This is a genomic window from Stenotrophomonas sp. CCNWLW162, from assembly GCF_037203745.1.
Taxonomy (GTDB): Bacteria; Pseudomonadota; Gammaproteobacteria; order Xanthomonadales; family Xanthomonadaceae; genus Stenotrophomonas; species Stenotrophomonas maltophilia_AQ.
Genome location: NZ_JBBCBL010000001.1, coordinates 257288 through 279929, shown reverse-complemented (window position 1 = coordinate 279929; position 22642 = coordinate 257288). Strand labels below are relative to the sequence as shown.

Annotated in this window: 22 protein-coding genes; 17 read left to right on the top strand and 5 right to left on the bottom strand. The window is 64.8% G+C overall.

Translation table 11 applies throughout. The annotated features are described in order from the left end of the window. Positions 1–83 precede the first annotated feature (83 nt). From petA to V9K93_RS01415, 5 genes are all read left to right on the top strand, one after another. Positions 84–704, top strand: coding sequence for a ubiquinol-cytochrome c reductase iron-sulfur subunit (gene petA, locus V9K93_RS01435; protein WP_004151998.1), 621 nt, complete (start codon positions 84–86; stop codon positions 702–704). Then, positions 704–1963: a cytochrome b gene (locus V9K93_RS01430; RefSeq protein ID WP_046983325.1), complete on the top strand. Its 1260-nt coding sequence runs from the start codon at positions 704–706 to the stop codon at positions 1961–1963. Before petA ends, V9K93_RS01430 begins: the two co-directional genes overlap by 1 nt. Next, positions 1956–2705, top strand: a complete 750-nt coding sequence (locus tag V9K93_RS01425) for a cytochrome c1 (RefSeq protein ID WP_046983324.1) — start codon at positions 1956–1958, stop codon at positions 2703–2705. The genes V9K93_RS01430 and V9K93_RS01425 overlap by 8 nt, the downstream gene beginning before the upstream one ends. 134 nt (positions 2706–2839) lie before the next feature. Beyond that, positions 2840–3475, top strand: coding sequence for a glutathione S-transferase N-terminal domain-containing protein (locus V9K93_RS01420; protein ID WP_046983323.1), 636 nt, complete (start codon positions 2840–2842; stop codon positions 3473–3475). A gap of 84 nt (positions 3476–3559) precedes the next feature. Continuing rightward, a complete protein-coding gene (locus tag V9K93_RS01415; protein ID WP_046983322.1) occupies positions 3560–4012 on the top strand; it encodes a ClpXP protease specificity-enhancing factor in 453 nt (150 codons plus the stop codon). Between the two features lie 153 nt (positions 4013–4165). On the opposite strand, the gene V9K93_RS01410 is transcribed toward V9K93_RS01415, so the two are convergent. The 4 genes from V9K93_RS01410 to V9K93_RS01395 form a co-directional block, all read right to left on the bottom strand. Further along, positions 4166–4516, bottom strand: a complete 351-nt coding sequence (locus V9K93_RS01410) for a DUF3301 domain-containing protein (RefSeq protein ID WP_012510594.1) — start codon at positions 4514–4516, stop codon at positions 4166–4168. A gap of 67 nt (positions 4517–4583) precedes the next feature. After that, entirely contained in the window at positions 4584–5585 is a 1002-nt protein-coding gene (locus V9K93_RS01405) for a DUF2272 domain-containing protein (protein ID WP_308518087.1), read from the bottom strand. A 115-nt stretch (positions 5586–5700) separates the two neighbouring features. Then, positions 5701–6552 carry a carboxylating nicotinate-nucleotide diphosphorylase gene (gene nadC / locus V9K93_RS01400; RefSeq protein WP_012510596.1) on the bottom strand — a complete coding sequence of 284 codons (852 nt, stop codon included), beginning with the start codon at positions 6550–6552 and terminating at the stop codon, positions 5701–5703. Next, entirely contained in the window at positions 6549–6818 is a 270-nt protein-coding gene (locus tag V9K93_RS01395; RefSeq protein ID WP_032128883.1) for a Trm112 family protein, read from the bottom strand. Before V9K93_RS01395 ends, nadC begins: the two co-directional genes overlap by 4 nt. 58 nt (positions 6819–6876) lie before the next feature. Here V9K93_RS01395 and purE point away from each other — a divergent pair, with 58 nt between their 5' ends. The 3 genes from purE (at position 6877) to V9K93_RS01380 (ending at position 8979) form a co-directional block, all read left to right on the top strand. Next, on the top strand, positions 6877–7380 hold the full coding sequence (gene purE / locus V9K93_RS01390) for a 5-(carboxyamino)imidazole ribonucleotide mutase (protein WP_005412808.1): 504 nt from the start codon (positions 6877–6879) through the stop codon (positions 7378–7380). Next, positions 7377–8525 (top strand): 5-(carboxyamino)imidazole ribonucleotide synthase, encoded by a 1149-nt coding sequence (locus tag V9K93_RS01385; protein ID WP_136638774.1) that lies wholly within the window; start codon positions 7377–7379, stop codon positions 8523–8525. Before purE ends, V9K93_RS01385 begins: the two co-directional genes overlap by 4 nt. Before the next feature lie 112 nt (positions 8526–8637). Then, positions 8638–8979 carry a carboxymuconolactone decarboxylase family protein gene (locus tag V9K93_RS01380; RefSeq protein WP_046983319.1) on the top strand — a complete coding sequence of 114 codons (342 nt, stop codon included), beginning with the start codon at positions 8638–8640 and terminating at the stop codon, positions 8977–8979. Positions 8980–9016: 37 nt separating this feature from the next. On the opposite strand, the gene V9K93_RS01375 is transcribed toward V9K93_RS01380, so the two are convergent. Then, positions 9017–9595: a superoxide dismutase gene (locus tag V9K93_RS01375; RefSeq protein ID WP_046983318.1), complete on the bottom strand. Its 579-nt coding sequence runs from the start codon at positions 9593–9595 to the stop codon at positions 9017–9019. Positions 9596–9714: 119 nt separating this feature from the next. On the opposite strand from V9K93_RS01375, the gene grxD reads away from it, so the two are divergent. The 9 genes from grxD to V9K93_RS01330 all read left to right on the top strand — a co-directional run bounded on the left by grxD (position 9715) and on the right by V9K93_RS01330 (position 22629). Next, complete coding sequence (gene grxD / locus V9K93_RS01370) at positions 9715–10035, top strand: Grx4 family monothiol glutaredoxin (protein ID WP_004152129.1); 321 nt, start codon at positions 9715–9717, stop codon at positions 10033–10035. Continuing rightward, positions 10032–10808, top strand: coding sequence for an SDR family NAD(P)-dependent oxidoreductase (locus V9K93_RS01365; RefSeq protein ID WP_046983317.1), 777 nt, complete (start codon positions 10032–10034; stop codon positions 10806–10808). Before grxD ends, V9K93_RS01365 begins: the two co-directional genes overlap by 4 nt. A gap of 230 nt (positions 10809–11038) precedes the next feature. Continuing rightward, positions 11039–14287 carry a TonB-dependent receptor gene (locus V9K93_RS01360; RefSeq protein ID WP_136638771.1) on the top strand — a complete coding sequence of 1083 codons (3249 nt, stop codon included), beginning with the start codon at positions 11039–11041 and terminating at the stop codon, positions 14285–14287. A 252-nt stretch (positions 14288–14539) separates the two neighbouring features. After that, complete coding sequence (ppnN, locus tag V9K93_RS01355) at positions 14540–15928, top strand: nucleotide 5'-monophosphate nucleosidase PpnN (RefSeq protein ID WP_004152180.1); 1389 nt, start codon at positions 14540–14542, stop codon at positions 15926–15928. 173 nt (positions 15929–16101) lie between these two features. Further along, positions 16102–16617 carry a GspH/FimT family pseudopilin gene (locus tag V9K93_RS01350; protein ID WP_046983315.1) on the top strand — a complete coding sequence of 172 codons (516 nt, stop codon included), beginning with the start codon at positions 16102–16104 and terminating at the stop codon, positions 16615–16617. After that, the gene (gene pilV, locus V9K93_RS01345; protein WP_046983314.1) at positions 16614–17114 is read left to right on the top strand and encodes a type IV pilus modification protein PilV; all 501 of its coding nucleotides are present in this window, start codon (positions 16614–16616) and stop codon (positions 17112–17114) included. Before V9K93_RS01350 ends, pilV begins: the two co-directional genes overlap by 4 nt. After that, positions 17111–18280, top strand: a complete 1170-nt coding sequence (locus V9K93_RS01340) for a PilW family protein (RefSeq protein ID WP_046983313.1) — start codon at positions 17111–17113, stop codon at positions 18278–18280. Before pilV ends, V9K93_RS01340 begins: the two co-directional genes overlap by 4 nt. A 3-nt stretch (positions 18281–18283) precedes the next feature. Next, on the top strand, positions 18284–18805 hold the full coding sequence (locus V9K93_RS01335) for a pilus assembly PilX family protein (protein ID WP_046983312.1): 522 nt from the start codon (positions 18284–18286) through the stop codon (positions 18803–18805). Between the two features lie 11 nt (positions 18806–18816). Then, positions 18817–22629: a pilus assembly protein gene (locus tag V9K93_RS01330; RefSeq protein WP_337302153.1), complete on the top strand. Its 3813-nt coding sequence runs from the start codon at positions 18817–18819 to the stop codon at positions 22627–22629. Positions 22630–22642 lie beyond the last annotated feature (13 nt).

Here is a 22642-nt window from a genome sequence, read left to right as displayed (position 1 = left end):
CTCGGCCATGATTCAATGCGGCTCTGGCCCCCACCGGAACCGTTGGCAGCCTTAAAGCTACCTAATCAATATCGGAGTGCCGGATGGCAAACGATGGGGTACACGATCCAGTCAACACCGGACGTCGGCGTTTTCTTTCTGCCACCACAGCCGTGGTGGGCGCCGTCGGCGTCGGATTCACCGCAGTCCCTTTCATCAAATCCTGGAATCCCAGTGCGCGGGCCAAGCTTGCCGGTGCACCTGTGGTGGCCGACATCAGCGCGCTGCAGGAAGGCCAACGCCTGATCGTGGAGTGGCGTGGCCAGCCGATCTGGATCGTCAAGCGGTCCAAGGCCATCCTCGATGCGCTGCATGGGCTGGATGGCCGTCTCAAGGACCCCGAGTCCGGCGAGAAGGACCAGCAGCCGGACTACGTGCTGAAGCAGAATCCCGAGCTGCGTTCGATCAAGCCGGACATTTCCGTGCTGGTCGGCCTGTGCACGCACCTGGGCTGCTCGCCGGAGATGGTCGCCGAGATCCGGCCTGAACCCTACGACCCGCAGTGGAAGGGCGGCTACTTCTGCCCCTGCCACAAGTCGCGCTTCGACATGTCCGGCCGCGTCTTCAAGGACGTGCCGGCGCCGATCAACCTGAAGGTGCCCGCGCACCATTACCAGGACGACAACACCATCATCATCGGTGTCGATCCGCAGGGGGCTGCCTGATGGCCAATATCCTCAGCCGTACCGCCAGCGGCGTGGCCGACTGGGTCAACGCCCGCGCACCGGGCCTGATGCCGGTCTACCGCAAGCACGTCAGCGAGTACTACGCGCCGAAGAACTTCAACATCTGGTACTACTTCGGTTCGCTGGCGCTGCTGGTGCTGGTCAACCAGATCGTCACCGGCATCTTCCTGACGATGCACTACAAGACCAACGCCGCCGAGGCGTTCGGTTCCATCGAATACATCATGCGGGACGTGGAGTGGGGCTGGCTGATCCGCTACATGCACTCCACCGGGGCCTCGCTGTTCTTCATCGTGGTCTACCTGCACATGTTCCGCGGCCTGCTGTACGGCAGTTACCAGAAGCCGCGCGAGCTGGTGTGGATCCTCGGCATGCTGATCTATCTGGTGCTGATGGCCGAAGCCTTCATGGGCTATGTGCTGCCATGGGGCCAGATGTCGTTCTGGGGCGCCAAGGTGATCATCTCGCTGTTCGGCGCCATACCGGTGATCGGCAACGGCCTGACCGAATGGATCATGGGCGACTACCTGCCCAGTGACGCCACGCTCAACCGCTTCTTCGCACTGCACGTCATCGCACTACCGCTGGTGCTGCTGTTGCTGGTGGTGCTGCATCTGGGCGCGCTGCATGAAGTGGGGTCGAACAACCCGGACGGGGTGGAGATCAAGAAGGGGCCGAAGGGCAACCGCTGGTCGCCGAACGCACCGGCCGACGGCATCCCGTTCCACCCGTACTACACGCTCAAGGATGGCGTCGGCGCCGGCTTCCTGCTGATCATCGCCGCCTTCATCATCTTCTTCGCACCTGCATTCGGCGGCTTGTTCCTGGAGCACGACAACTTCACCGAGGCCAACCGCCTGGTGACCCCGGAGCACATCAAGCCGGTCTGGTACTACACCCCGTACTACGCGATGCTGCGGGTGGTGCCCAACAAGCTGGGTGGTGTGCTGGTGATGTTCTCGGCCATCGCCATCCTGTTCCTGGTGCCCTGGCTGGACCGCGCGCGGGTGAAGTCCTACCGCTATCGCGGCGTGCTCTCGAAGGTGCTGCTGGGCGTGTTCGCGGTGTGCTTCGTCTGGCTCGGCGTGATCGGCTCCGGCCCGGGCACCGACGCGCACGAGACCTACATCGGGCGAGTGCTGACCTTCCTGTACTTCGCGTTCTTCATCACCATGCCGCTATGGACCCGGTTGGACAGGACCAAGCCGGTACCGGAGAGGGTGACCACCCATGACTGAGCGCTGGATGGTCCGGCTGGCCCTGGCGGCCACCCTGATGCTGGGAAGTTTCCTGGCCTCCGCCGCCGAAGGCGGCACCAAACTGCTGCAGGCCGGCAACGACCTCGGTGACCGCGCATCGCTGCAGCGCGGCGCGCAGCTGTACATGAACTACTGCTCCGGCTGCCATGCACTGAAGTACCTGCGCTATTCGCGGATGGCGCAGGACCTGGGCTTGACCGAGGAAGAGGTGATGAACAACCTCAACTTCACCGGCTCGGCGATCGGTGACCCGATCCCGGTGGCAATGCCCAAGGAGAACGCTGAAAAGTGGTTCGGCAAGATGCCGCCGGACCTCAGCCTGATCTCGCGCGTGCGTGGCAGCGACTGGGTCTACACCTACCTCAAGTCGTTCTATCTGGACAGCAGCCGGCCACTGGGCTGGAACAACGCGCTGTTCGCCAACGCCTCCATGCCCAACCCGCTGTGGGAGATGCAGGGCCTGCAGCACGCCGTGCATGGAAAGCCGGAAGCGCCGGGCATGGACCCGCCGGTGACCGCCCTGCGCATCGACAGTCCGGGCTCGGTCGATGCCGGCCAGTACGACCAGGCAGTTCGTGACATCACCAACTTCCTCGAATATGCCGGTGAACCGGCCGCACTCAAGCGCCAGCAACTGGGCGTGTGGGTGATCCTGTTCCTGGCCCTGTTGACCTTCCTGCTGTACCTGCTGAAGAAGGAATACTGGAAGGACGTTCACTGATTCTGCCGCCGGCCATCGCACGGGCCTATTGGCTTTTGTGATGGTCGGTTGCACACTCGGGGAGGAGTCGATCGCCGGCACGGTGCCGGCGGCGCCGATGCGGCAGGCGGTCTCCTGTCGTGGGAGAGCCTTTGATGGCGGCGAGCGTACGCATGCGCAATACACTGACGCTGTTTTCCTCGAACGACGATGTACTGTGCCACCGTGTACGTCTGGTCCTGGCGGCCAAGGGTGTGAGCTTCGACTTCGTTCCGGTCGATCCACAGAACCCGCCCGAAGACCTGATCGACCTAAATCCGTACCATTCGGTGCCTACCCTGGTCGAGCGCGAGCTGGTGCTGTACGCGGCATCGGTGGTCAGCGAATACCTCGATGAGCGCTATCCGCATCCGCCGCTGATGCCGGTCGATCCGCTGTCGCGTGCCCGCATCCGGTTGGCCATGCTGCGAATCGAGCACGATTGGGTGCCGCAGGTGCAGGCCATCCAGCTGGGCAACAAGACGCAGGCCGAAGCGGGGCGCAAGCGCCTGAAAGAATTGCTGACGGCTTCGCTGCCACTGTTCAAGGCCAGCAAATTCTTCCTCAATCCGGAAATGAGCCTGGCCGACTGCGCGATGGCCCCGATCATCTGGCGCCTGCAGTCGCTGGATGTGCCGCTGCCGAAGGACGGCAAGGCGATCGAGGACTACGGCAACCGCATCTTCCGTCACCCTGGTTTCATCCGCAGCCTGACCGAACAGGAAAAGAAACTGCGCGATCTGCCGGTCTGATCCGGTGCGCGATTACCCGTCTGCACGCCGACCGGCGTGCAGGCGATCTGCCCAGGCAGGGCGCCGGGCGCGTACACTTCACGCATGACCGAAGACTTCTTCCACATGACCAGCCACCGCCCGTACCTGCTGCGGGCGCTGGTGGAATGGATCAACGACAACCAGCTGACCCCGCACATCCTGGTCGACGCCGGCGTCCCCGGCGTGCAGGTCCCGCCTTCGGCGGTCAAGGATGGCCGGGTGGTGCTCAACATCGCCGAGCGCGCCGTCGTGCGGCTGATGATCGACAACGAGATGGTGAGCTTCTCGGCGCGCTTCTCTGGCACCAGCTATCCGGTGCAGGTGCCGATCAGCGCCGTGCTGGCCGTCTACGCCCGCGAGACCGGGCAGGGCATGGCGTTGCCGGATGACATTCCCGGCGCCGAAACCGCGCCGACCAGCGACGAACTGCTGCACGACGAAGACACGCCACCGGACGATACGCCGCCGGCCAGTCCGCCGCCGAAGGGGCGCCCGAACCTGCGCGTGGTCAAGTAACCTCTCCGACGCCGCCCCTCAAGGGCGGCGTTTTTCGTTTGATGGCGTAGCGCCGGTTGCCGTCAGGTTGTGGGGGCTAGATGGGGTGGGTGCCGACCGTTGGTCGGCACACCGATGCCGCTGTGCTCGCCGGGCATGGCCCGGCGCTACCGCCTAGATGTCTTCGGCATCATCCACGTCCGCGCGGATCTGGCTGATTCGCGCCGCGCCCGGGCCAGTGAACGAAATCAGCTGATCGCCGCGCAGCACCATGCGCCCCACATGGCGGTCGATGCCATCGTAGGAATACTCGAACTTGAAGGTGCGCTCGAAACCGAGCCGGCCGTCCTCGCCGCGCGACAGGCGCAGGCCGGTAGCGTGCACCGCCTGGTCCAGCCATTGCACATCGGCGGCACGGCAGGCGTTGCGGCCCAGTTCGACCGCGCGCTCGGCAGCCGAACGCGCGGCGTTCCAGAAGAAGTAGATGATTCCGCCGGCAATCAGCAACAGCAGCAGGGTGGGCATGGCGTCAGCCGTCAGGTGTCGATCCTGCAAAGATGGCGGCGAACGCGCGCTGGATCAAGCGCCGGATTCAATGCGTTGGCTGCGGGCCACCAGAGACCGGTTGCGGCGGTATGACGACCGGCTGTGGCGCGGGTGAGGGCTGCATCGGCGTCGCTGTTGGTGTGGGCATCACCGACGGCGCAGTTGCGGTCAACTGCAGCAGCGCCGCCCAGTCCTGGCGGTTGAAGCTGCACTCGTCCTCGCGGCCCGGCGTGCAGCTGGGGTCGATGCCGGTGCTGTTGCGTTCGCGCGCGGGCGGCAGCTTGATCAGTCCGGTGCGGTCGAGCGGCAGCAGGCGCATCGCCACGGTGTTCATGACGTTGCCACCGATCAGGTACAGGGTCTGGTCGCCGCCGAGATTGGCCGCGACCACGACCTCGCAGTGCGACTTCCAGTGGCCGACCGAACCGTTGCCCAGCGCCTGCACCAGCCCGCCGTAGCTGAGCGTGCTGCTGCGGTCGCGCAGGAAGCACAGTAGGTCGCCCGGCGCGGGTTTGGCCGTGGCGGGGTCGACCAGCCGGTAGGGCACGCCCGACGGGCCACCCTGGTAGGCGGCACGGATGTAGTCGATGTGGCGTGGCGACGTGTTGAAGCCGGGAACGCCGGACTGCACCATTACCCAGGAAATGAACGCGGCCGACCACGGGTTGTCGATCAGGAAGGCGCGGCAGTCGCTGTCGGTGTAGCGCGTGCCCAGAGGTGCCAGACAGCTGCTGGCGCCCGCGATGCTGCCCATCGCGTTGAGCGTGCCGCTGTTGCGCCAGTAGCCGGCCACGCGCTGCCAGGCGATCAGCCCGTTGTCGGCCAGGTGATCGCTTTCGGCTTCGGTGACGCTGAGGCTTGCGGCGCGGCCATCACGGTCGATGAAGGGCCGGTACCACAGACGGTGTTCGTTGCAGGCAGTATTGCGGATGGCCACCGCCAAGGGGCTCAGGCCAAAGCGTGGCGGTACATCGCAGGCTTCGGCGGCAGCCGCAGACAGGGGGGCGGCTGCCAGTAGCAGGCAGGCAGGCAAGAGCGTCCGGCGCATGCGCGGCTCCTGTGGGGGATGGCCGCAGCGTCGCAGTGCCGTCGTGAACGCCGGGTGTGAGATCGGGGTCAGATCCCTTTTCCCGAGGAAAAGGGATCTGACCCCAGCCCCGGCCTCAGCCCGGCGGCGGGCCCAGCTTCAGCGACAGATCAATCGCTTGCACGTGCTTGGTCAGTCCACCGATCGAGATGCAGTCCACGCCGTCTTCGGCGATCGAACGCAGGCCACCCAGGCCGACGCTGCCGGAGACCTCAAGCGGAATGCGTCCCGCCGTAATGCGCACCGCCTCGCGGCGCAGATCGGGACTGAAGTCATCCAGCAGGATGCGTTCGCAGCCGGCTTCCAGTGCCTGCCGCAACTGCTCCAGATCCTCGACCTCGACCACCAGCGGCAGCTGCGGCCATTGCCGGCGTGCAGCCGCCACGGCGGCAGCCAGCGAACCGGCGGCACGGATGTGGTTTTCCTTCAGCATCACCGTGTCGTACAGGCCGAAGCGGTGATTCTCGCCACCGCCGCAGCGCACTGCGTACTTCTGCGCCAGGCGCAGGCCGGGCAGCGTCTTGCGGGTGTCGAGGATGCGCGTGCCGGTGCCTTCCACGGCCGCCACGTAGCGGGCGGTGGTGGTGGCGGTGGCGGACAGCGTCTGCAGGAAATTCAGCGAGGTGCGCTCGGCGCTGACCAGGCTGCGGCTGCGGCCATGCAGCAGGGCCAGTACAGTGCCGGCGGTGACTGCATCGCCGTCGGCAACGCGCCATTCAATGCGCACGTCGGGGTCGAGTGCACGATGGGTGGCGTCGAACCAGGGGCGGCCGGCGATCACCGCATCCTGCTTGCACAGCAGATAGGCGCTGTCGGCCTGGTCAGGCAACAGGGCGGCGGTGACGTCGCCGCTGCCGAGGTCCTCGGCCAGCGCACGCGCGACATCGGCGGCGACCACGGCCGCATCCGGCGTCGGCAGCGTGCTCATGCGGCCGGGAAGTCGGCGATCTGCGCGGTGGGGATGGCTTCCTCGGCCAGCAGTACCGGGATGCCATCGTCGACGCGGAACACCTGCTTGCGGTCGCGGGTGACCAGCGCCTCGCGCAGCGGCTGCGCCAGCGGGTTGCCATCGGCCTTGTTCACCGCGCCGGTGGAAATGGCCTTGTTGAGGGCTTCCAGGCCCTTGCCATCCAGCAGGGACAGGGGCTGGCGGGTGTCCGGCGACACCAGCAGGTCGAGCAGCTTGCGATCCATGGTTCTTCGTCTTGCGTGGAAGATGGCTAGAATACGTCTTTAAGGCAGGTGACGGCCAATGACCCCCAACCCGATCGCGCCGCTTGTCGGCATCGTCATGGGTTCCCGCTCCGACTGGGAAACCATGCAGCACGCCGCCCAGAAGCTTGAAGCCCTGGGTGTTCCGTTCGAAGTGAAGGTGGTGTCCGCCCATCGGACGCCGGATGTGTTGTTCAGTTACGCCGAGCAGGCGGGCCCGCGTGGTCTGCGCGCGATCATCGCCGGTGCCGGCGGGGCCGCGCACCTGCCGGGCATGATCGCGGCCAAGACCGCGGTGCCGGTGCTGGGCGTGCCCGTGCAGTCCAAGGCCCTCAACGGCATGGATTCGCTGCTGTCGATCGTGCAGATGCCGGCCGGCATCCCGGTCGCCACCTTCGCCATCGGCAATGCAGGTGCCTCGAACGCCGCCCTGTTCGCCGCCGCGATGCTGGCCAGCGACCAGCCGGCGATCGGCCAGGCGCTTGACGCGTTCCGCGCACGCCAGACCGAAGACGTGATGGCCCACGACGATCCGCGCCAATGAGCTTGACCGTCGGCATCCTGGGCGGCGGCCAGCTCGCCCGCATGATGGTTCTGGCTGGTGCGCCGCTGGGACTGCGCTTCGAACTGTATGACCCGGCGGCCGACGCCTGCAGTGGCCCGCTGGCGCCGCTCACCGTCGGCGCGTTTGACGACCGCCAGGCTCTGGCGGACTTCGCCGCCAGGGTCGATGTGGTCACCTTCGATTTCGAGAACGTGCCTGCCGACAGCGCGCAGTTCCTGGCTGATCGCGTGCCGGTCTACCCGCCGCCGGCCGCACTGGCCGTGGCCCAGGACCGGCTGAGTGAGAAGACCCTGTTCCAGCAGCTGGGCATCCCGCTGCCGGCCTTTGCCGACATCCGCAGCCGTGACGAGCTGGCCGCGAAGGCCGCCGAGTTCGGCCTGCCGTGCATTCTCAAGACGCGCCGCCTCGGCTATGACGGCAAGGGCCAGTTCCGCCTGCGCAGCGAAGCCGACATCGACGCGGCATGGGATGCGCTGGGCGCCCAGGTCGAACGCACTGGCCTGATCCTGGAGGGCTTCGTGGCCTTCCAGCGCGAGGTCAGTGTGGTTGCCGTGCGTGGCCGCGATGGCAGCTTCCAGGCCTGGCCGGTCACCGGTAACTGGCACGTCGACGGGGTGCTGTCGGCCAGCGTGGCCCCGGCCGTGCTGTCGGCCGCCGAGCATGAGGCCGCGATCGGCTATGCGCGCCGCATCGCGGAGCACCTGCAGTATGTCGGTGTGTTCGCGCTGGAGCTGTTCTGCCGCGATGGCGAACTGCTGGCCAACGAGATGGCACCGCGCGTGCACAACTCCGGCCACTGGACCATCGAAGGCAGTGAAACTTCGCAGTTCGAGAACCACCTGCGCGCGGTGCTCGGCCTGCCGCTGGGCAGCACCCGCATGCTCGGCCATGCCTGCATGCTGAACTGGCTGGGCGCGATGCCCGACCCGTTGCCGGTGCTGGCCCAGGCCAGCGGCCACTGGCACGACTACGGGAAGGAAGCGCGCGATGGCCGCAAGGTTGGCCACGCCACCTTGCGCGACGATGATGCCGATGCGCTGGCCGATGCGCTGGAGCAGGTCGGCCTGGAGCTGGACCGCCAGGCCCAGGTGGCACCGGCGGTACACGCGCTGCGCAATCGCTGAGGAGGGTAGTGCCGGCCGCTGGCCGGCAATGCAACGCTGTGGCGCGCCGGTGCAGGCATCGGCGCAACATTCCCGGTGGTAGCGTGGAGCTCCTTTCACAGGACTCATCCCCATGCTCGACTGGAATGCCTACCGCAAGGAACTGAAGGGCCGCATCGGCGAGATCGGCAAGCTTTCACCGGATACGGTCAAGGGCTACGCGACGCTGGCCAATGCCGGCGCGCAGACCCACCATCTCGATGCCAAGACCCGCGAGCTGATCGCGCTGGCGGTGGCGGTCACCACCCGCTGTGATGGCTGCATCACCGTGCACGTGGATGCTGCGCTGAAGCACGGCGCCAGCCGCGAGGAAATCGCCGAAGCGCTGGGCGTGGCGGTGTCGCTCAATGCCGGTGCAGCGCTGGTCTACTCGGCGCGGGTGATGGATGCCGTGGCCGCGCACGAGAGCGCGTGAGGTCCACGTGTCGCCGGGCCATGCCCGGCGGATGTCCTCAGCGCAGCTGGCTTTCGGCGAATTCCCAGTTGACCATCTGCCAGAACGCGTCCAGATAACGCGCGCGATCATTCTGGTAGTCGGTGTAGTAGGCGTGTTCCCACACATCGCAGCACAGCAGTGGCGTACTCTCGCCGGTCAGCGGCGTGCCGGCATTGCGGGTGGCCTGGATGCCCAGCTGGCCGCCGGGATGCTGCACCAGCCACACCCAGCCTGAGCCGAACAGCCCCAGCGCGGTACGGTTGAACTCCTCGCGCAGGCGCTGCGTGTCGCCAAACTGGCGCTTGACCAGCTCGCCCAGCCGGCCCTGTGGCTCGCCACCGCCGCGTGGGCGCAGGCATTGCCAGTAGAAGCCGTGGTTCCACGCCTGGGCCGCAGCGTCGAACAGTCTGCCCTGGGTGTGGCGGACGATCTCTTCCAGTGACGCCTCCTCCCACTCGGTGCCGAGAATGCCGGCATTGACCGCATCGACATAGGCGCGATGGTGGCGGCCGTGGTGCAGTTCCACGGTCTGCGCGGACAGGTGCGGCAGCAGGGAGCCAGAGAGGTAGGGCAGGGCAGGCAATTCGACGGGCATGGACAGGTTCGTGGCAGGGGGCGGCGGCAGCCGGTTCCATCGGCTTACAATGGCGGCTACCTTGGGCAGTCTAGCCGACCATCGCGGTCGGTTTGTCCGGCGAAGCAAGGAGTGTGGTTGTGGCGGTAATGCAGCAAATCCAGGCCGAGGTCGATCGTTACCCGCTCGTCTTGTTCATGAAGGGCACCCCGCAATACCCGATGTGTGGCTTCTCCAGCCGCGCCGTACAGGCGTTGATGGCTGCCGGCGCCGTCACCCTGCGCACCGTCAACGTGCTGGAAGAGCCGGAGATCCGCGCCAATCTGCCGCGCTTCTCCAATCTGCCGACCTTCCCGCAACTGTTCATCAACGGCGAGTTGATCGGCGGCTGCGACATCGTCATGGAACTGTTCGAAGCCGGCGAGCTGAAGCGCATCGTCGAAGAGGCGACCCAGGGATGAGTGCCTGGCCATCGACGTCACCGACTGACGGGGCGCTCGATGGCCGCCCGTTGCAGGACCGCGTGGTGCTGGTTGCCGGTGCCGGTGGCGGGCTGGGCAGTGCCGCAGCGGTCGCAGCGGCCGCCGCCGGGGCCACTGTCGTCCTGATGGGGCGCAAGCCGCGCCGGCTGGATCGCGTCTATGCGCAGGTCCAGGCCGTCGGTCCGGAGCCTCTGCTCTACCCGCTGGACCTTGAGGGAGCCGGCCCCGATGACTATGCCGAGCTGGCTCAGGCCCTGCAGCGCGAGTTGGGCCGCCTGGACGGCCTGCTGGTCTGCGCCGCCCACTTCCCGGGCCTGACCCCGTTCGAGCTGGCCGATCCGGCCAGCTTCGCCCGTGCCGTCCATGTCACCCTGACTGCCCCGGCCTGGCTGGCCCAAGCCTGCCTGCCGCTGCTGCGGCAGCGTGAAGATGCAGCGATGGTGTTCGCCGTCGATGCGCCGGAACGGGTTGGGCAGGCCTACTGGGGCGGTTACGGCGTGGCCCAGCATGGCTTGCGCGGCCTGATCGCCAGCCTGCACGACGAACTCGGCCGCAGCCCGGTGCGGGTCAGCGGCCTGTATCCCGGCCCGCTGCGCACGGCGCTGCGCGCCCGTGCCTATTCGGTCGACCAGGATCCGGCCGCCCAGGGCCCGGAAGCGGCCGCGGCGGCGGCCGTGACCTTGCTGTCCAGCGCGGGCAGCGCGTGGCGCGGGCAGGTCCTTGACGCCAGTGGAATGAGCCCGGTCGAGTAAGTCCCGGGGAAAGACGGAGTGAAGAACCCGTCACGATTGCGTTGCGATCCGGTGCCGTTTGTCGCACAACCGTCACATCCAGGGCGTAGCGTGTTAATCTAGTGTTAACCGTTTCGGCAGCTGCCGTTCACGGTAGGGAACCCCAGATAAATGTCCGAACAGCCGCCCGCAAGGCTGCTTGGATGCGCTTTTTTTCCGCCATCGCCAACTCGCATCGAGGCTACCGAAAAATGACTCACCCACTCCGGATGTCCAAGCTCACCCTTGGTCTCGTGGCTGCACTTGCTGCCGCTCCTGCCTTCGCCCAGAGCACCTCTGCCGGTGTCGGCGGCCAGGTCATGTCCGCTGCAGGCCAGCCTGTCGCCGGCGCTGAAGTCACCATCACCCACACCGAGTCGGGCACTGTTTCGCGTGCCACCACCGATGCGTCGGGTCGCTACAACGCGCGCGGCCTGCGCGTGGGTGGCCCGTACACCATCACCATCACCAAGTCCGGTGAAGGCACCAAGACCGAAGAAGGTGTCTTCCTGAACCTGAATCAGGTCAACACGGTCAACGCCAGCCTCGGCGGCGACTTGGCCGCCACCAACCTGGACGCCGTGAACGTCGTCGCCACCGCCGGCGGACTGGACCTGTTCAGCGCCACCAAGATGGGCAGCGGCACCAACGTGACCCGCGAAACGATGGACGCGCTGCCGTCGGCCAACCGCAACATCCAGGACTACATCCGCCTGGATCCGCGCATCTCGCAGGTCAGCAAGGCTGACGGCGCGATCTCGGCCGGTGGCCAGAACACCCGTTACAACGCCATCCGCATCGACGGCATCAGCGCCTCCGATCCGTTCGGCCTGGGCTCCAACAACCTGCCGACCGAGCGTCAGCCGGTGTCGATGGATGCCATCCAGGAAATCAACATCGACCTGGCCAACTACGACACCACCATCGCTGGTGGTACCGGTGCGGTGATCAACGCCGTGACCAAGTCGGGTACCAATGAATTCCACGGCACCGTGTACGGTTCGTACCGCGACAAGGACATGGTCCGTTCGCGCCTGGAAGGTGACAAGCAGGACTTCAACGGCTTCAAGGACGAGAAGACCTACGGCATGACCTTCGGCGGCCCGATCGTCAAGGACAAGCTGTTCTTCTTCACCAACTACGAAAAGTACGAGCGTAGCGGTGGCGGCGTCAGCCTTGGCGAAAGCCCCTACAACAAGGCTGGCGGCATCAGCGATGCTGATATCGCCCGCGTTCAGAAGCGCATGTCCGATCTTGGCTATCAGGTCGGCGGCGTAGGCGCGCTGAACAACAAGACCGAGATCGAAGAGTACGCGGTCAAGCTGGACTGGAACATCAACGAGAACCACCGTGCGGCCCTGCGTTACAACAAGATGAAGCAGGACGTGGTGCGTTTCCCGAAGGTCAGCAACAGCGAAATTTCGCTGAGCGACTTCTGGTACACCCAGCCGACCGAGTATGAAACCTGGATGGGTGAACTGTTCAGTGACTGGTCCGAGAACTTCTCCACCGAATTCAAGGTCTCGCACAAGGACTACTCGTCCAACCGTGTTGCTGCTTCGCACCTGCCGCAGATCCGCGTCCGCTTCGACAACAACAACTCGCTGTACCTCGGTACCGAGCAGAACACCCACACCAACCTGGTCGAGTCGAAGGAACTGAGCGCATTTGGTGCCGGTACCTGGTACGTCGGTGACCACACCGTCAAGTTCGGCTTTGACTACACCGACAACGACCTGATGAACTTCTACGGCCGCAACCTGTACGGCGCGTATGAGTTCGCCAACCTGGCTGCGTTTGAAGCTGGCACCCCGTCCGCGTACCAGGTGCGCGTGCCGCGTGCTGGTGGCAGCCTGGATGACATTCCGGCGAAGTTCCACCTGAAGAACACGGGTCTGTTCATCCAGGATACCTGGGCGATCAACTACAACCTGAGCCTGATGTTCGGTGTCCGCGTTGACATGCCGGACTTCAGCACCCAGCGCCTGTACAACCCGCGCATCGAGCAGCTGTACGGCTTCAACAACACCAAGCTGGTCGACAAGAAGCTGTTCCAGCCGCGCGTCGGCTTCAACTACACCTTCGATAGCGACCGCCCGACCCAGCTGCGCGGTGGCGTGGGCCTGTTCGGCGGTGCTGCCCCGAACGTGTGGCTGGCAGGTGCTTACCAGAACACCGGCCTGAACTACGCCGAGTACAACCTGACCCGCAATCCGGGTGGTTTCAGCTTCGATGCTGACAATCCGTTCATCCCGGACCCGTCGCTGGCTTCGGCACGTCAGAACGTCGACCTGATCGCTCCCGGTACCCGCCTGCCGTCGGTGTGGAAGGCCAACCTGGCCTTTGATCACGAACTGCCGTGGTACGGCATCGTGGCGTCGGCCGAGCTGCTGGTCACCAAGGTCAAGGATGGTCTGTACTTCGATCGTCTGGACGTCATGACCCCGAACGCCAACCGCTCGGTTGGTCAGGACGGTCGTGCGCTGTACTGGAACGACTACGGCATGAACGGTGCCAATGCTGGCTCGAACGGCATGCAGGCTGGCCAGAAGAATGGCCGTGCTTGTACCGCCACCGATCAGACCTGCCCGAGTGACCGTGTCAACCGTCCGAGCGATATCGGCGACGTGATCCTGCTGCGCAACACCGACAAGGGGCGTGGTTCCCAGGCTACGTTCTCGCTGGCCAAGCCGCTGACCGAGAACTGGGGCTGGTCGCTGGGTTATACCTACACCCAGGCGAAGGAAGTGAGCCCGCTGTCCAGCTCGCAGAACACCTCGAACTGGAACAACACGCTCAGCCTGAACGCCAACGACAATGTTGCGTACAACTCGCGCTATGCGATCAAGGACCGCATCACCGGCACCCTGGAGTGGAAGCACAACTTCTTCGGTGACAATGCCACCCGCGTCGGCCTGTTCTATGAAGGCCGTTCGGGTCGTCCGTACAGCTACGTGTTCTATAACGACGTGAACGGCGACGGCGCAGGTACCAACGATCTGTTCTACGTGCCGAAGGGTCCGGGTGACGTGATCTTCACTGGCGGTGCCGACATGGAGAAGAAGTTCTTCGAATGGCTGGCGCAGAATCCGGAGCTCGATGCCTACCGTGGCAGCGTGGTCCCGGCTAACGCGCACCGCGCCAAGTGGGTCAACAGCTTCGATGTCCGCATCAGCCAGGAATTCCCTGGCTTCGCGAAGACCCACAAGGGCGAGATCGCACTGGACATCATGAATGTCGGCAATCTGCTCAACAAGAAGTGGGGTTTGATCGACGATTACGGCTTCTACGCCACCCGTCGCGTTGCCAACTACTCGGGTATCGACCCGGCTACCGGCAAGTACCTGTACAACTTCACCGGCCGTACCGACAACTCGTCGATCCAGGAAAACAACAACGACAAGGGCAACACCGCCGTGTCGCGCTGGTCGATGCAGCTGACCGTGAAGTACAAGTTCTGATCCGTCAGAGCCTGAAGCAGTGAGTGAGAACGGCCGGGGAAACCCGGCCGTTTTCCGTTCAGGCGAAAGTTCTTGCAGGTCACCTGGCATCGGCGTAGCATCCAGAAATGTGCGCGGTGCCAACGCCGCCGATGCGGTCCCGGAAAGGCGAACGCGGGAAGCACACATCCAACGGTCGGGCTTCCCGGCCGTTTTGCTTTTTAAGGGGGCGGCAGTACAGTCGGAAACCTTGAAGGAAGCGAAAAATTGGACATGACCACGAACGAAAAATCAGCCCGTGCACTGCCGGTGCAGGACGCGCGGATCTACCCGCGCGGTGGGCTGGATGTGCTGTCGCGGGCCGAAGTGGCCCGCCTGCGCGATGCGTCTGCCGGCGGTATGCACGAGCTGCTGCGCCGCTGCGCGCTGGCCGTGCTGACCAGCGGCAGCGCCTCTGACGATCCGCGCGCGGCGCGCGATCTGTATCCCGATTTCGACATCCAGGTGGCGCAGCAGGATCGCGGCGTGCGCATCGACCTGGTCAATGCACCGGCGATGGCCTTTGTCGATGGCGAGATCATCCGCGGCGTCGCCGAACTGCTGTTCGCAGTGGTGCGTGACCTGGCCTACATGGCCATCGAGATGGGCCCGGCCTACGCGGCCGAGCTGGAGTCGTCCGAGGGCATCACCAATGCGGTGTTCGGCCTGCTGCGCAACGCGCGCATCCTCAACCCGGGCGACCCGAACCTGGTGGTGTGCTGGGGCGGCCACTCGATCTCACGCGACGAATACCTGTACACCAAGCAGGTGGGCTACGAGCTGGGCCTGCGCGGTCTGGACATCTGCACCGGCTGTGGTCCGGGCGCGATGAAGGGCCCGATGAAGGGCGCCACCATCGCCCATGCCAAGCAGCGCCGCACCGTGACGCGTTACATCGGCCTGACCGAGCCGGGCATCATCGCCGCCGAGTCGCCGAACCCGATCGTCAACCATCTGGTGATCATGCCGGACATCGAGAAGCGCCTGGAGGCCTTCGTCCGCATTGGCCACGGCATCATCGTGTTCGCCGGTGGCGTCGGCACCGCCGAGGAAATCCTGTACCTGCTCGGCATCCTGCTGCGCGAGGAAAACAAGGACCTGCCGTTCCCGCTGATCCTGACCGGCCCGACGGTGGCAGCGCCGTACTTCGAGCAGATCGACCGGTTCATCCGCCTGACCCTGGGCGATGCGGCCGCCGAGCGCTACGAGATCGTCATCGGCGACCCGGTGGCGGTGGCCAAGAAGATGGCCAACGGCATCAAGCGCGTGCGTGAGCACCGCCTGGCGCAGAAGGACTCGTTCTTCTTCAACTGGTCGATCGAGATTCCGTGGGAGTACCAGCAGCCGTTCGTGCCGACCCACGAGGCGATGGCTGCGCTGGATCTGCACCACGGGCGTGCCCCGCACGCGCTGGCGGCCGACCTGCGCCGGGCGTTCTCGGGCATCGTGGCTGGCAACGTGAAGGAAGATGGCATGCGCCGCATCGAGCAGTTCGGGCCGTTCCAGATCCACGGCGATACGGACATGATGCAGGCGCTGGATGGGCTGCTGCGTGCCTTCGTCGAGCAGCGCCGGATGAAGATCTCCGGCGAGTACCAGCCCTGCTACCAGGTGCTGGCCTGATCGGCCCGGGGTCGGATCCCATCGGGCTCCGACCCCCGCCACGGGCGGCCGACAGGGCAGCGGTCGTCAAGGCTTTGACGCCCGTCGCCCCGGATTGACCGTTCGTCCTGCCGCCGCTTGCCGGTGGCAGGGCGATGGCCCATCGTGGCCATCAACACGCTGGGGAGCGTCCAATGTCTTTGCGCCGGCCAAACGGCTTCACGCTGGTTGAGTTGATGATCACGCTGGTCATCCTGGTCATTCTGGCCAGCATCTCCTATCCCAGCTTCCGCACCGCGATGCGTTCCAACCGTTTGACCACCACCAACAACGAGGTGATCGGTCTGCTGTCGCTCGCTCGCAGCGAGGCCATCCGCAACCGGCACGGAGGCGCGGTCTGCGGCAGCAGCAACGGCACGTCCTGCGACGGTGACTGGAGCAAGGGCATGCTGGCCTGGGGCGACGCCGATGGCGATGGTTCGCTCAGCGGAAGCGAAAGCGTGCTTCGTTTTTCCAAGGGCAACAACAGCCTGGCCGTCGAGGTTCCCAGCCAGGCCGTCATCGCCTTCGATTCCCAGGGGCGCCGCCGCGCTTCCGCCGACCAGACCGTGAGCCTGGTGCCGCAAGGCTGCAAGGCGGGTGACCCCATGCGGACCTTGACCGTGCTGTTCTCCGGGCAGGTCCGCTCCACTGCAGGAACCTGCAAATGAAACGTCGTCTTTCCGGCCTGGGGGGGCATGCCCGCAGTCGTGGCTTCAGCCTGATCGAGGTGCTGATCGCGCTGCTGGTGCTGGCGTTCGGCCTGCTGGGCTTCGCGCTGCTGCAGACCATGAATGTCCGCTTCGTGCAGAGCGCCAGCCAGCGTACCCAGGCCACCAGCCTGGCCTACGACCTTATCGAACTGATGCGTGTGCAGCGCAGTGAAACCCTCAAGGGTGGCGAGTACACCAAGGCTTCCTTCACTGCAGGCTCGGTCACTGCGCCGGCTGGCCCATGCACCTGGCCCAACAGTACCGACCAGACAACATCCAAGGCGAACGTGGCGCGCTGGCAGTGCCAGGTCGTCAAGGTGCTGGGGGGCAAGGCCAGTGCCAACGTGAGCGTCAACGACGGTCTGGTCACCGTCGGCATCGGCTGGGGGGACGAGCGCTGGAATGCCGCCAATCCCGACAGCATCACCACGTTCACTCTGGTTACCCGCCTATGAAGCGCGCCCCCTTCGCTGCCACCCATGCGGCCGGCCTTTCGCTGGTTGAACTGCTGATCTCGCTGGTCATCGGCCTGGTGCTGATGCTTGGCGTGACCCAGATCTTCATGGCCTCACGCGCGGCCTCGCAGCTGTCCGAAGGCGTCGCGCGCACCCAGGAGAATGCTCGATTCGCACTTGAGTTCCTCGAGCGCGACATCCGCATGGCCGGGCACATGGGCTGCGTGAATGATCAGGCACACATCGTGCGCGGGCAGAACAGCATCAAGGTCAACATCGCCGGCGTGAAGCAGGGAGACGGCAGTCCGATGGACTTCTCCGTGCCGATCCAGGGATACGAGGCGGATGGTACGGCGCCGGGCAACAAGCTGACCCTCGGCGCAACCTGGGGAGCGGCCGGCAGCACACCGTCGGCGGTCACCAACCTCAAGCCCGCACCCCGTGCTGGCAGTGACATCATCGTGATGCGCTATCTGGCGCCGGAAGGCTCGCCGGTGCTTGCCATTGGCTCCGGCGCTTCGCCGGACATCACCATTGCCGCGGATGCGGCCGCACGCTTGTCGGCTGGTGCTGTCACGACGCCTTCGGCATTTGCCGTAGCTGATTGCAGCAGGGTGAACGTGTTCGCCGGGAAAATCGCCGGCAGCACGATCACGGCCAGCAACGCCGATCTCTCGGCCTATTCGGCCAACAATGCAGTGACCATGGTCTACCGTGTGGAATCGATGGCGTACTACGTGGCCACGAACACGGCCGGCGAACCTGCGCTGTATCGTGCGCGCGGTACCGGCAACAACACCTTTGCCAACGGCGAAGAGCTGGTGGAAGGCATCGAGAACCTGCAGTTCCTGTACGGCCAGGACACCGAGACTGCGATCAGCAGCACCACGCCGCCGACCGGTGCGATCACCTTCCAGAAGACTGCCAGCGGCGTCAGCACCGGCACCGATGACGCCGCCGTCGCCGCGTGGCGCCGGGTTGGCCTGGTGCAGTTCGGTCTGCTGGTACGCAGCCCGCAGCGGGCCGCCGCCGAGCAGGCCAACACCGCGGTGGCCCAGCTGGGCGTGCTGGGCGTTGGTTTCAATCCGCCCACGACCTACGACGATCGCTATCGCGCCTCGTATGAGGTGTCCGTGGCGCTGCGCAACCGACTGTTCGGAAACTGACCCATGAAGCCCTCCGTCTCCCGTCGTTTCCAGGGGCGCGCGCAGCAGCGTGGCGCGGTGCTGTATGTGGCCCTGATGCTGTTGATCCTGCTGTCGCTGATCGGCGTGGTCGGCATGCAGGTGGCCAGCATGCAGGAGCGCATGTCGTCCAATTACCGGGCGGCCAACGTCGCGTTCCAGGCGACTGAGCGCGCCGTCCGCGACGCCGAGCGGTCGATAGAACAGATCGACAACAATACCGGCGATGGCGGCTCGTTGAAGGCCGACGCCATCAAACGCATCTGCGATGACGGCTTCGACCCCACCCGTTGGGTGGGCCAGCAGAAACTTTCGGCGGCACCGGTGGTCAGCGTGCGCCGTATCGATTCCTGCATCCTGGGCGAGACGCCGCTCGGCATGGGCACGCCGGAAAGCGAAGAGCCCACACGCGTTTACCAGATCACCGCGTTCGGCTCCGACCGCGATGCCGCCACCAGCAACGAGGGGACCTCCTCGGCGGCTGTCGACACTGTTTTCAAGCTTTGAGGAACCCGGTCATGGCGACCCGAAAGATCAAGATCCTGGCCGGCTCCGGGCTGTTGCTGGCGGTGGCCGGCGGTACCTGGCTTGCGATGAGCCTGTTCGCCGCGCAGGCGCAGGGCACGCTGTCGCAGCGTCCGATGAACCTGAAGGTGTCCGCGCCGCCGTCGTTCATCATGGCGGTGGACGACTCGGGCTCGATGACCTTCCAGACCCAGTTCCCAGGGCAGGATGGTACGGCGTGCTGGAACTATGACCGGCAGAGCTTTTTCAGGTCCAAAGGTGTACTCAACACCGTTGACGACATCATCAGTGGCTACGATCGGCGGGGTAATCCCATCTATGACGCGGGTGAGTGCGATTACTTCTATGTCCTGCCCGGCTCCCGGATCAACGACAACAGCGGTATTCCTGCGCTGGATGTATTCGGGTTCGCACGGTCGGCGGCCTACAACCCGGCGTACTACGATCCGACCATCAAGTACGAGCCTTGGCTGAACATCGTCAAGGAAGAGGTCGTGTCCTATCCGCAGGCTGATCTGACAGCGACGCTCATTGATCCGCGTGACACGGGCAATTCGCTGTCGCTTGCTGCGAGCTACCTGGGGAGATCCAGCTGGGATGTCCAGCGGATGCAAAAGGGCATGATTGCACCCAAGGGGCAGGCCTACGCGAATGCGACCCGGCGTGTGGATAGCCGAGGGAACGTAACCTACACATTCGGCACCGAAAACAGCAATAACTCTGGCAGTGGCCGAAGCTGGACTTCCGCGGATTACGCGTCCCTCAGGTACGTACCGGCGACGTTCTACACTCCCTTCATCAGTAAAGCTGACCCTTGGCCGCAGTTGCCGGGTACGGCAAATGCATATGCGGGCGTCGCGCGTACCCAGATTGCGGGGGCCTGTGGCACAGGATGTGACATGTGGAAATATGTCATCACTTCCAATGATGTTGCCGCACTTCAGAATTTCGCCAACTGGTACTCCTACTACGGCAACCGGAACCGCGCGATGATCGCGGGCATGACACATGCGTTGAACGTCAACGACATGTATGTCGGCTACTTCAAGATCAACGATTTCCAGAAATACAACAGCTCGTCAGATTCTGCGAAGCGTCTCGCGATCCAGGACATGAGCCTGATCTCACAGAAAGCGCAACTGTACAGCGACATGATCGCGCTGACCGCCAATGGTGGTACGCCTAATCGACATGCGGTCAATGCGGCCGGCCTGCAGTTCATGCGGACCGACGATTCGGCCCCCATCAAGCTTTCCTGCCAGAAGAACGCCGTGATGCTGTTTACCGATGGTTACAGCAACAATGGCAATGGATTCCCGACAAGTTCAATCCCCACCCCTGGGAACATTGACGGTGCTATGGGGACCCCGTTCTCGGACAGCAACGCCGATACGATGGCCGACATCGCCGCGTACTACTACGTCAACCCATTACGCACCGACGACAGGATGCCGAAGGGGCAGGTGCCGGTGCCGGAGCAGTGCGCGACCAGTACCGACAAGTCGCTGGACTGCAACAAGAATCTGCATATCAATTTCTACGGCATCACCCTCGGTGCACGTGGCAACCTGTTCGATCCGGACAAGCAGCAGAATCCGTATACCAGTTCGGCCATCTACAACAACTGGCCGCCACGCCAGGACAACAACCCCAGCACCGTGGATGACATCTGGCACGCTGCAACCAATACCCGCGGCGAGTACATCAACGCGCGCACGCCGGCAGACATCACCACCGCCATGCGCCGGGTGCTGTCGTCGGTTACGTCAGGGCCGGCGCCTTCGGGCAGCCAGGGGCTGACCGGCGCGCGCATCGGCACCGGCTCGCTGGCAGTCACGCCCCAGTTCGAAGTGGCCAACGAGGAAACCGATTGGTTCAGCCGCCTGAAGGCCTCCAAGCTCACGGTGAACAACACGACCCGCCAGACCGAGTACACGCAGGTGTGGGATGCGGCCGAGAAGCTGGGCGCGCAGCGTTCGCGCAACATCGTCGCGGCCAAGGGCAATGCGGCTGTCGTATTCAACAGCACCAACATCTCCTTCACCGACCTCTGCAGCAAGGACGAGAAGCAGTATCCAGGCATCGCACGCTGTGCCCCCACTGAGGCCGAAAAGCTGGGCGGGGATATCAGCACGGCGATTGCCTACCTGGGCGGCGATGCATCACGTGAAGTACGCAACTCGGGCGGTATCTACCGGACCCGTACCACCGTGCTGGGTGACATCGTGAACTCCAGTCCGGTGATCAGCTCGCCGCGCGATGACTATGGCTATCAGCGCATCAGCACTGACATGGCCACTTCGTATGCCACGTATCTGACCCGCAAGCGCAACAACGGCCGATACATGGTCTACGTCGGCGCCAACGACGGCATGCTGCATGCCTTCGATGGTGGCATGAACGGCAGCGGCGTGAGTGACAGTGCCGGTGGCAGCGAGACCTTCGCCTACATCCCCGGCACGGCGCTGGGGCACATGGCCAACCTGCTGTATCCCTACGTGGCGGCCAACAAGTCCGACCAGCGCTTCCGCCATCGCTATTACGTGGATGGACCGATTGCAGTGGCAGACGCGCAGATCGATGGCAAATGGGCCACGGCGCTGGTGGGTACGGCGGGCGCCGGTGGGCGCTCGGTGTTCGCGCTGGATGTGACCACCCCGTCCAGTTTCGGCACCGGCAACCGCCTGTGGGAAATCAGTGACGTGGCTCCGGGTCTGGATGCCACCGTGAAGGCCAACATCGGCCATGTTCTCGGCAAGCCGGTGATCGTGCCGGTGAAGGACGGGAACGGTGTGGCGTGGAAGGCGATCTTCGGCAACGGCTACAACAGCCTCAACCGCAAGGCGGTGCTGTTCGTGGTTGACCTCGGCTCTGGTGCGGTACGGATGATCAGCGCCAATGAGGCCGCGGCAACCGCGCCGGCCGGTGACAATGGCCTGGGCAACATCGTGGCGGTTGACCGTTGGCGTGCCGACAGCAGTGGTGGAACGGGACGTGTGCGCGGCCGCGATGGCCTGGCCGATACGGTCTACGCGGCCGACCAACGTGGTGCGCTCTGGAAATTCGACCTGGAAGATGCGGCGACGTCCGTCACCGCGCCGGTATTCACCACCGCGCGCCAGACCAACAACAACAACCAGGTATACCGCCAGCCGATCACCGGCGGGATGACCGCAGTGACCGGATCCGGCGGCGGTGTGATGCTGGTTCTGGGGACCGGCAGTTTCTCGTTCGACAATGATCCGCAGGACGTCACCGCGCAGTCCCTGTACGGTGTCAACGACACCAGCAAGGGGCAGCCCGAGACGACGATCGTACCGTCCGATCTGGTGGCCTATTCGGTGGCCACCAATGGAAAGCAGCGCTCGATCGCCGCCAAGCCGTTCAGCGGGGCCGCGCGCGGGTGGAGCATTGCGCTACCGGGTTCGGGCGAACGCTTCGTCGGCAATCCCGCGGTTGCGTCGGGCACGGTGTTCATGCCCACTTACATGCCAACGTCCGGCGGTCGTGGTTGTTCGACGGAGGGCAGCAACTGGTTGTTCGGCCTAGATCCGATCTCGGGCGGTGCGTCGCTGGAGCTCGCGCGCGTCGGATCCATTGACGGGGCGGCGTATGGATCGGGCACGGCAGCGGTCAGCCTGGATACCGGCGGCACCGCCCCGGTGAGGGACGTCAACACTTCAGTGATGCCGCGCCTGGACAAGGGAGGCGGCCGCGCCTGCTGGATGGCGATCAACGTGGCAGGTGCTCCGACGATGTACGTGCCTTATCCCTGTGGCCGCCAGTCCTGGCGTCAGATCCAGTAACCAAGACAATCCC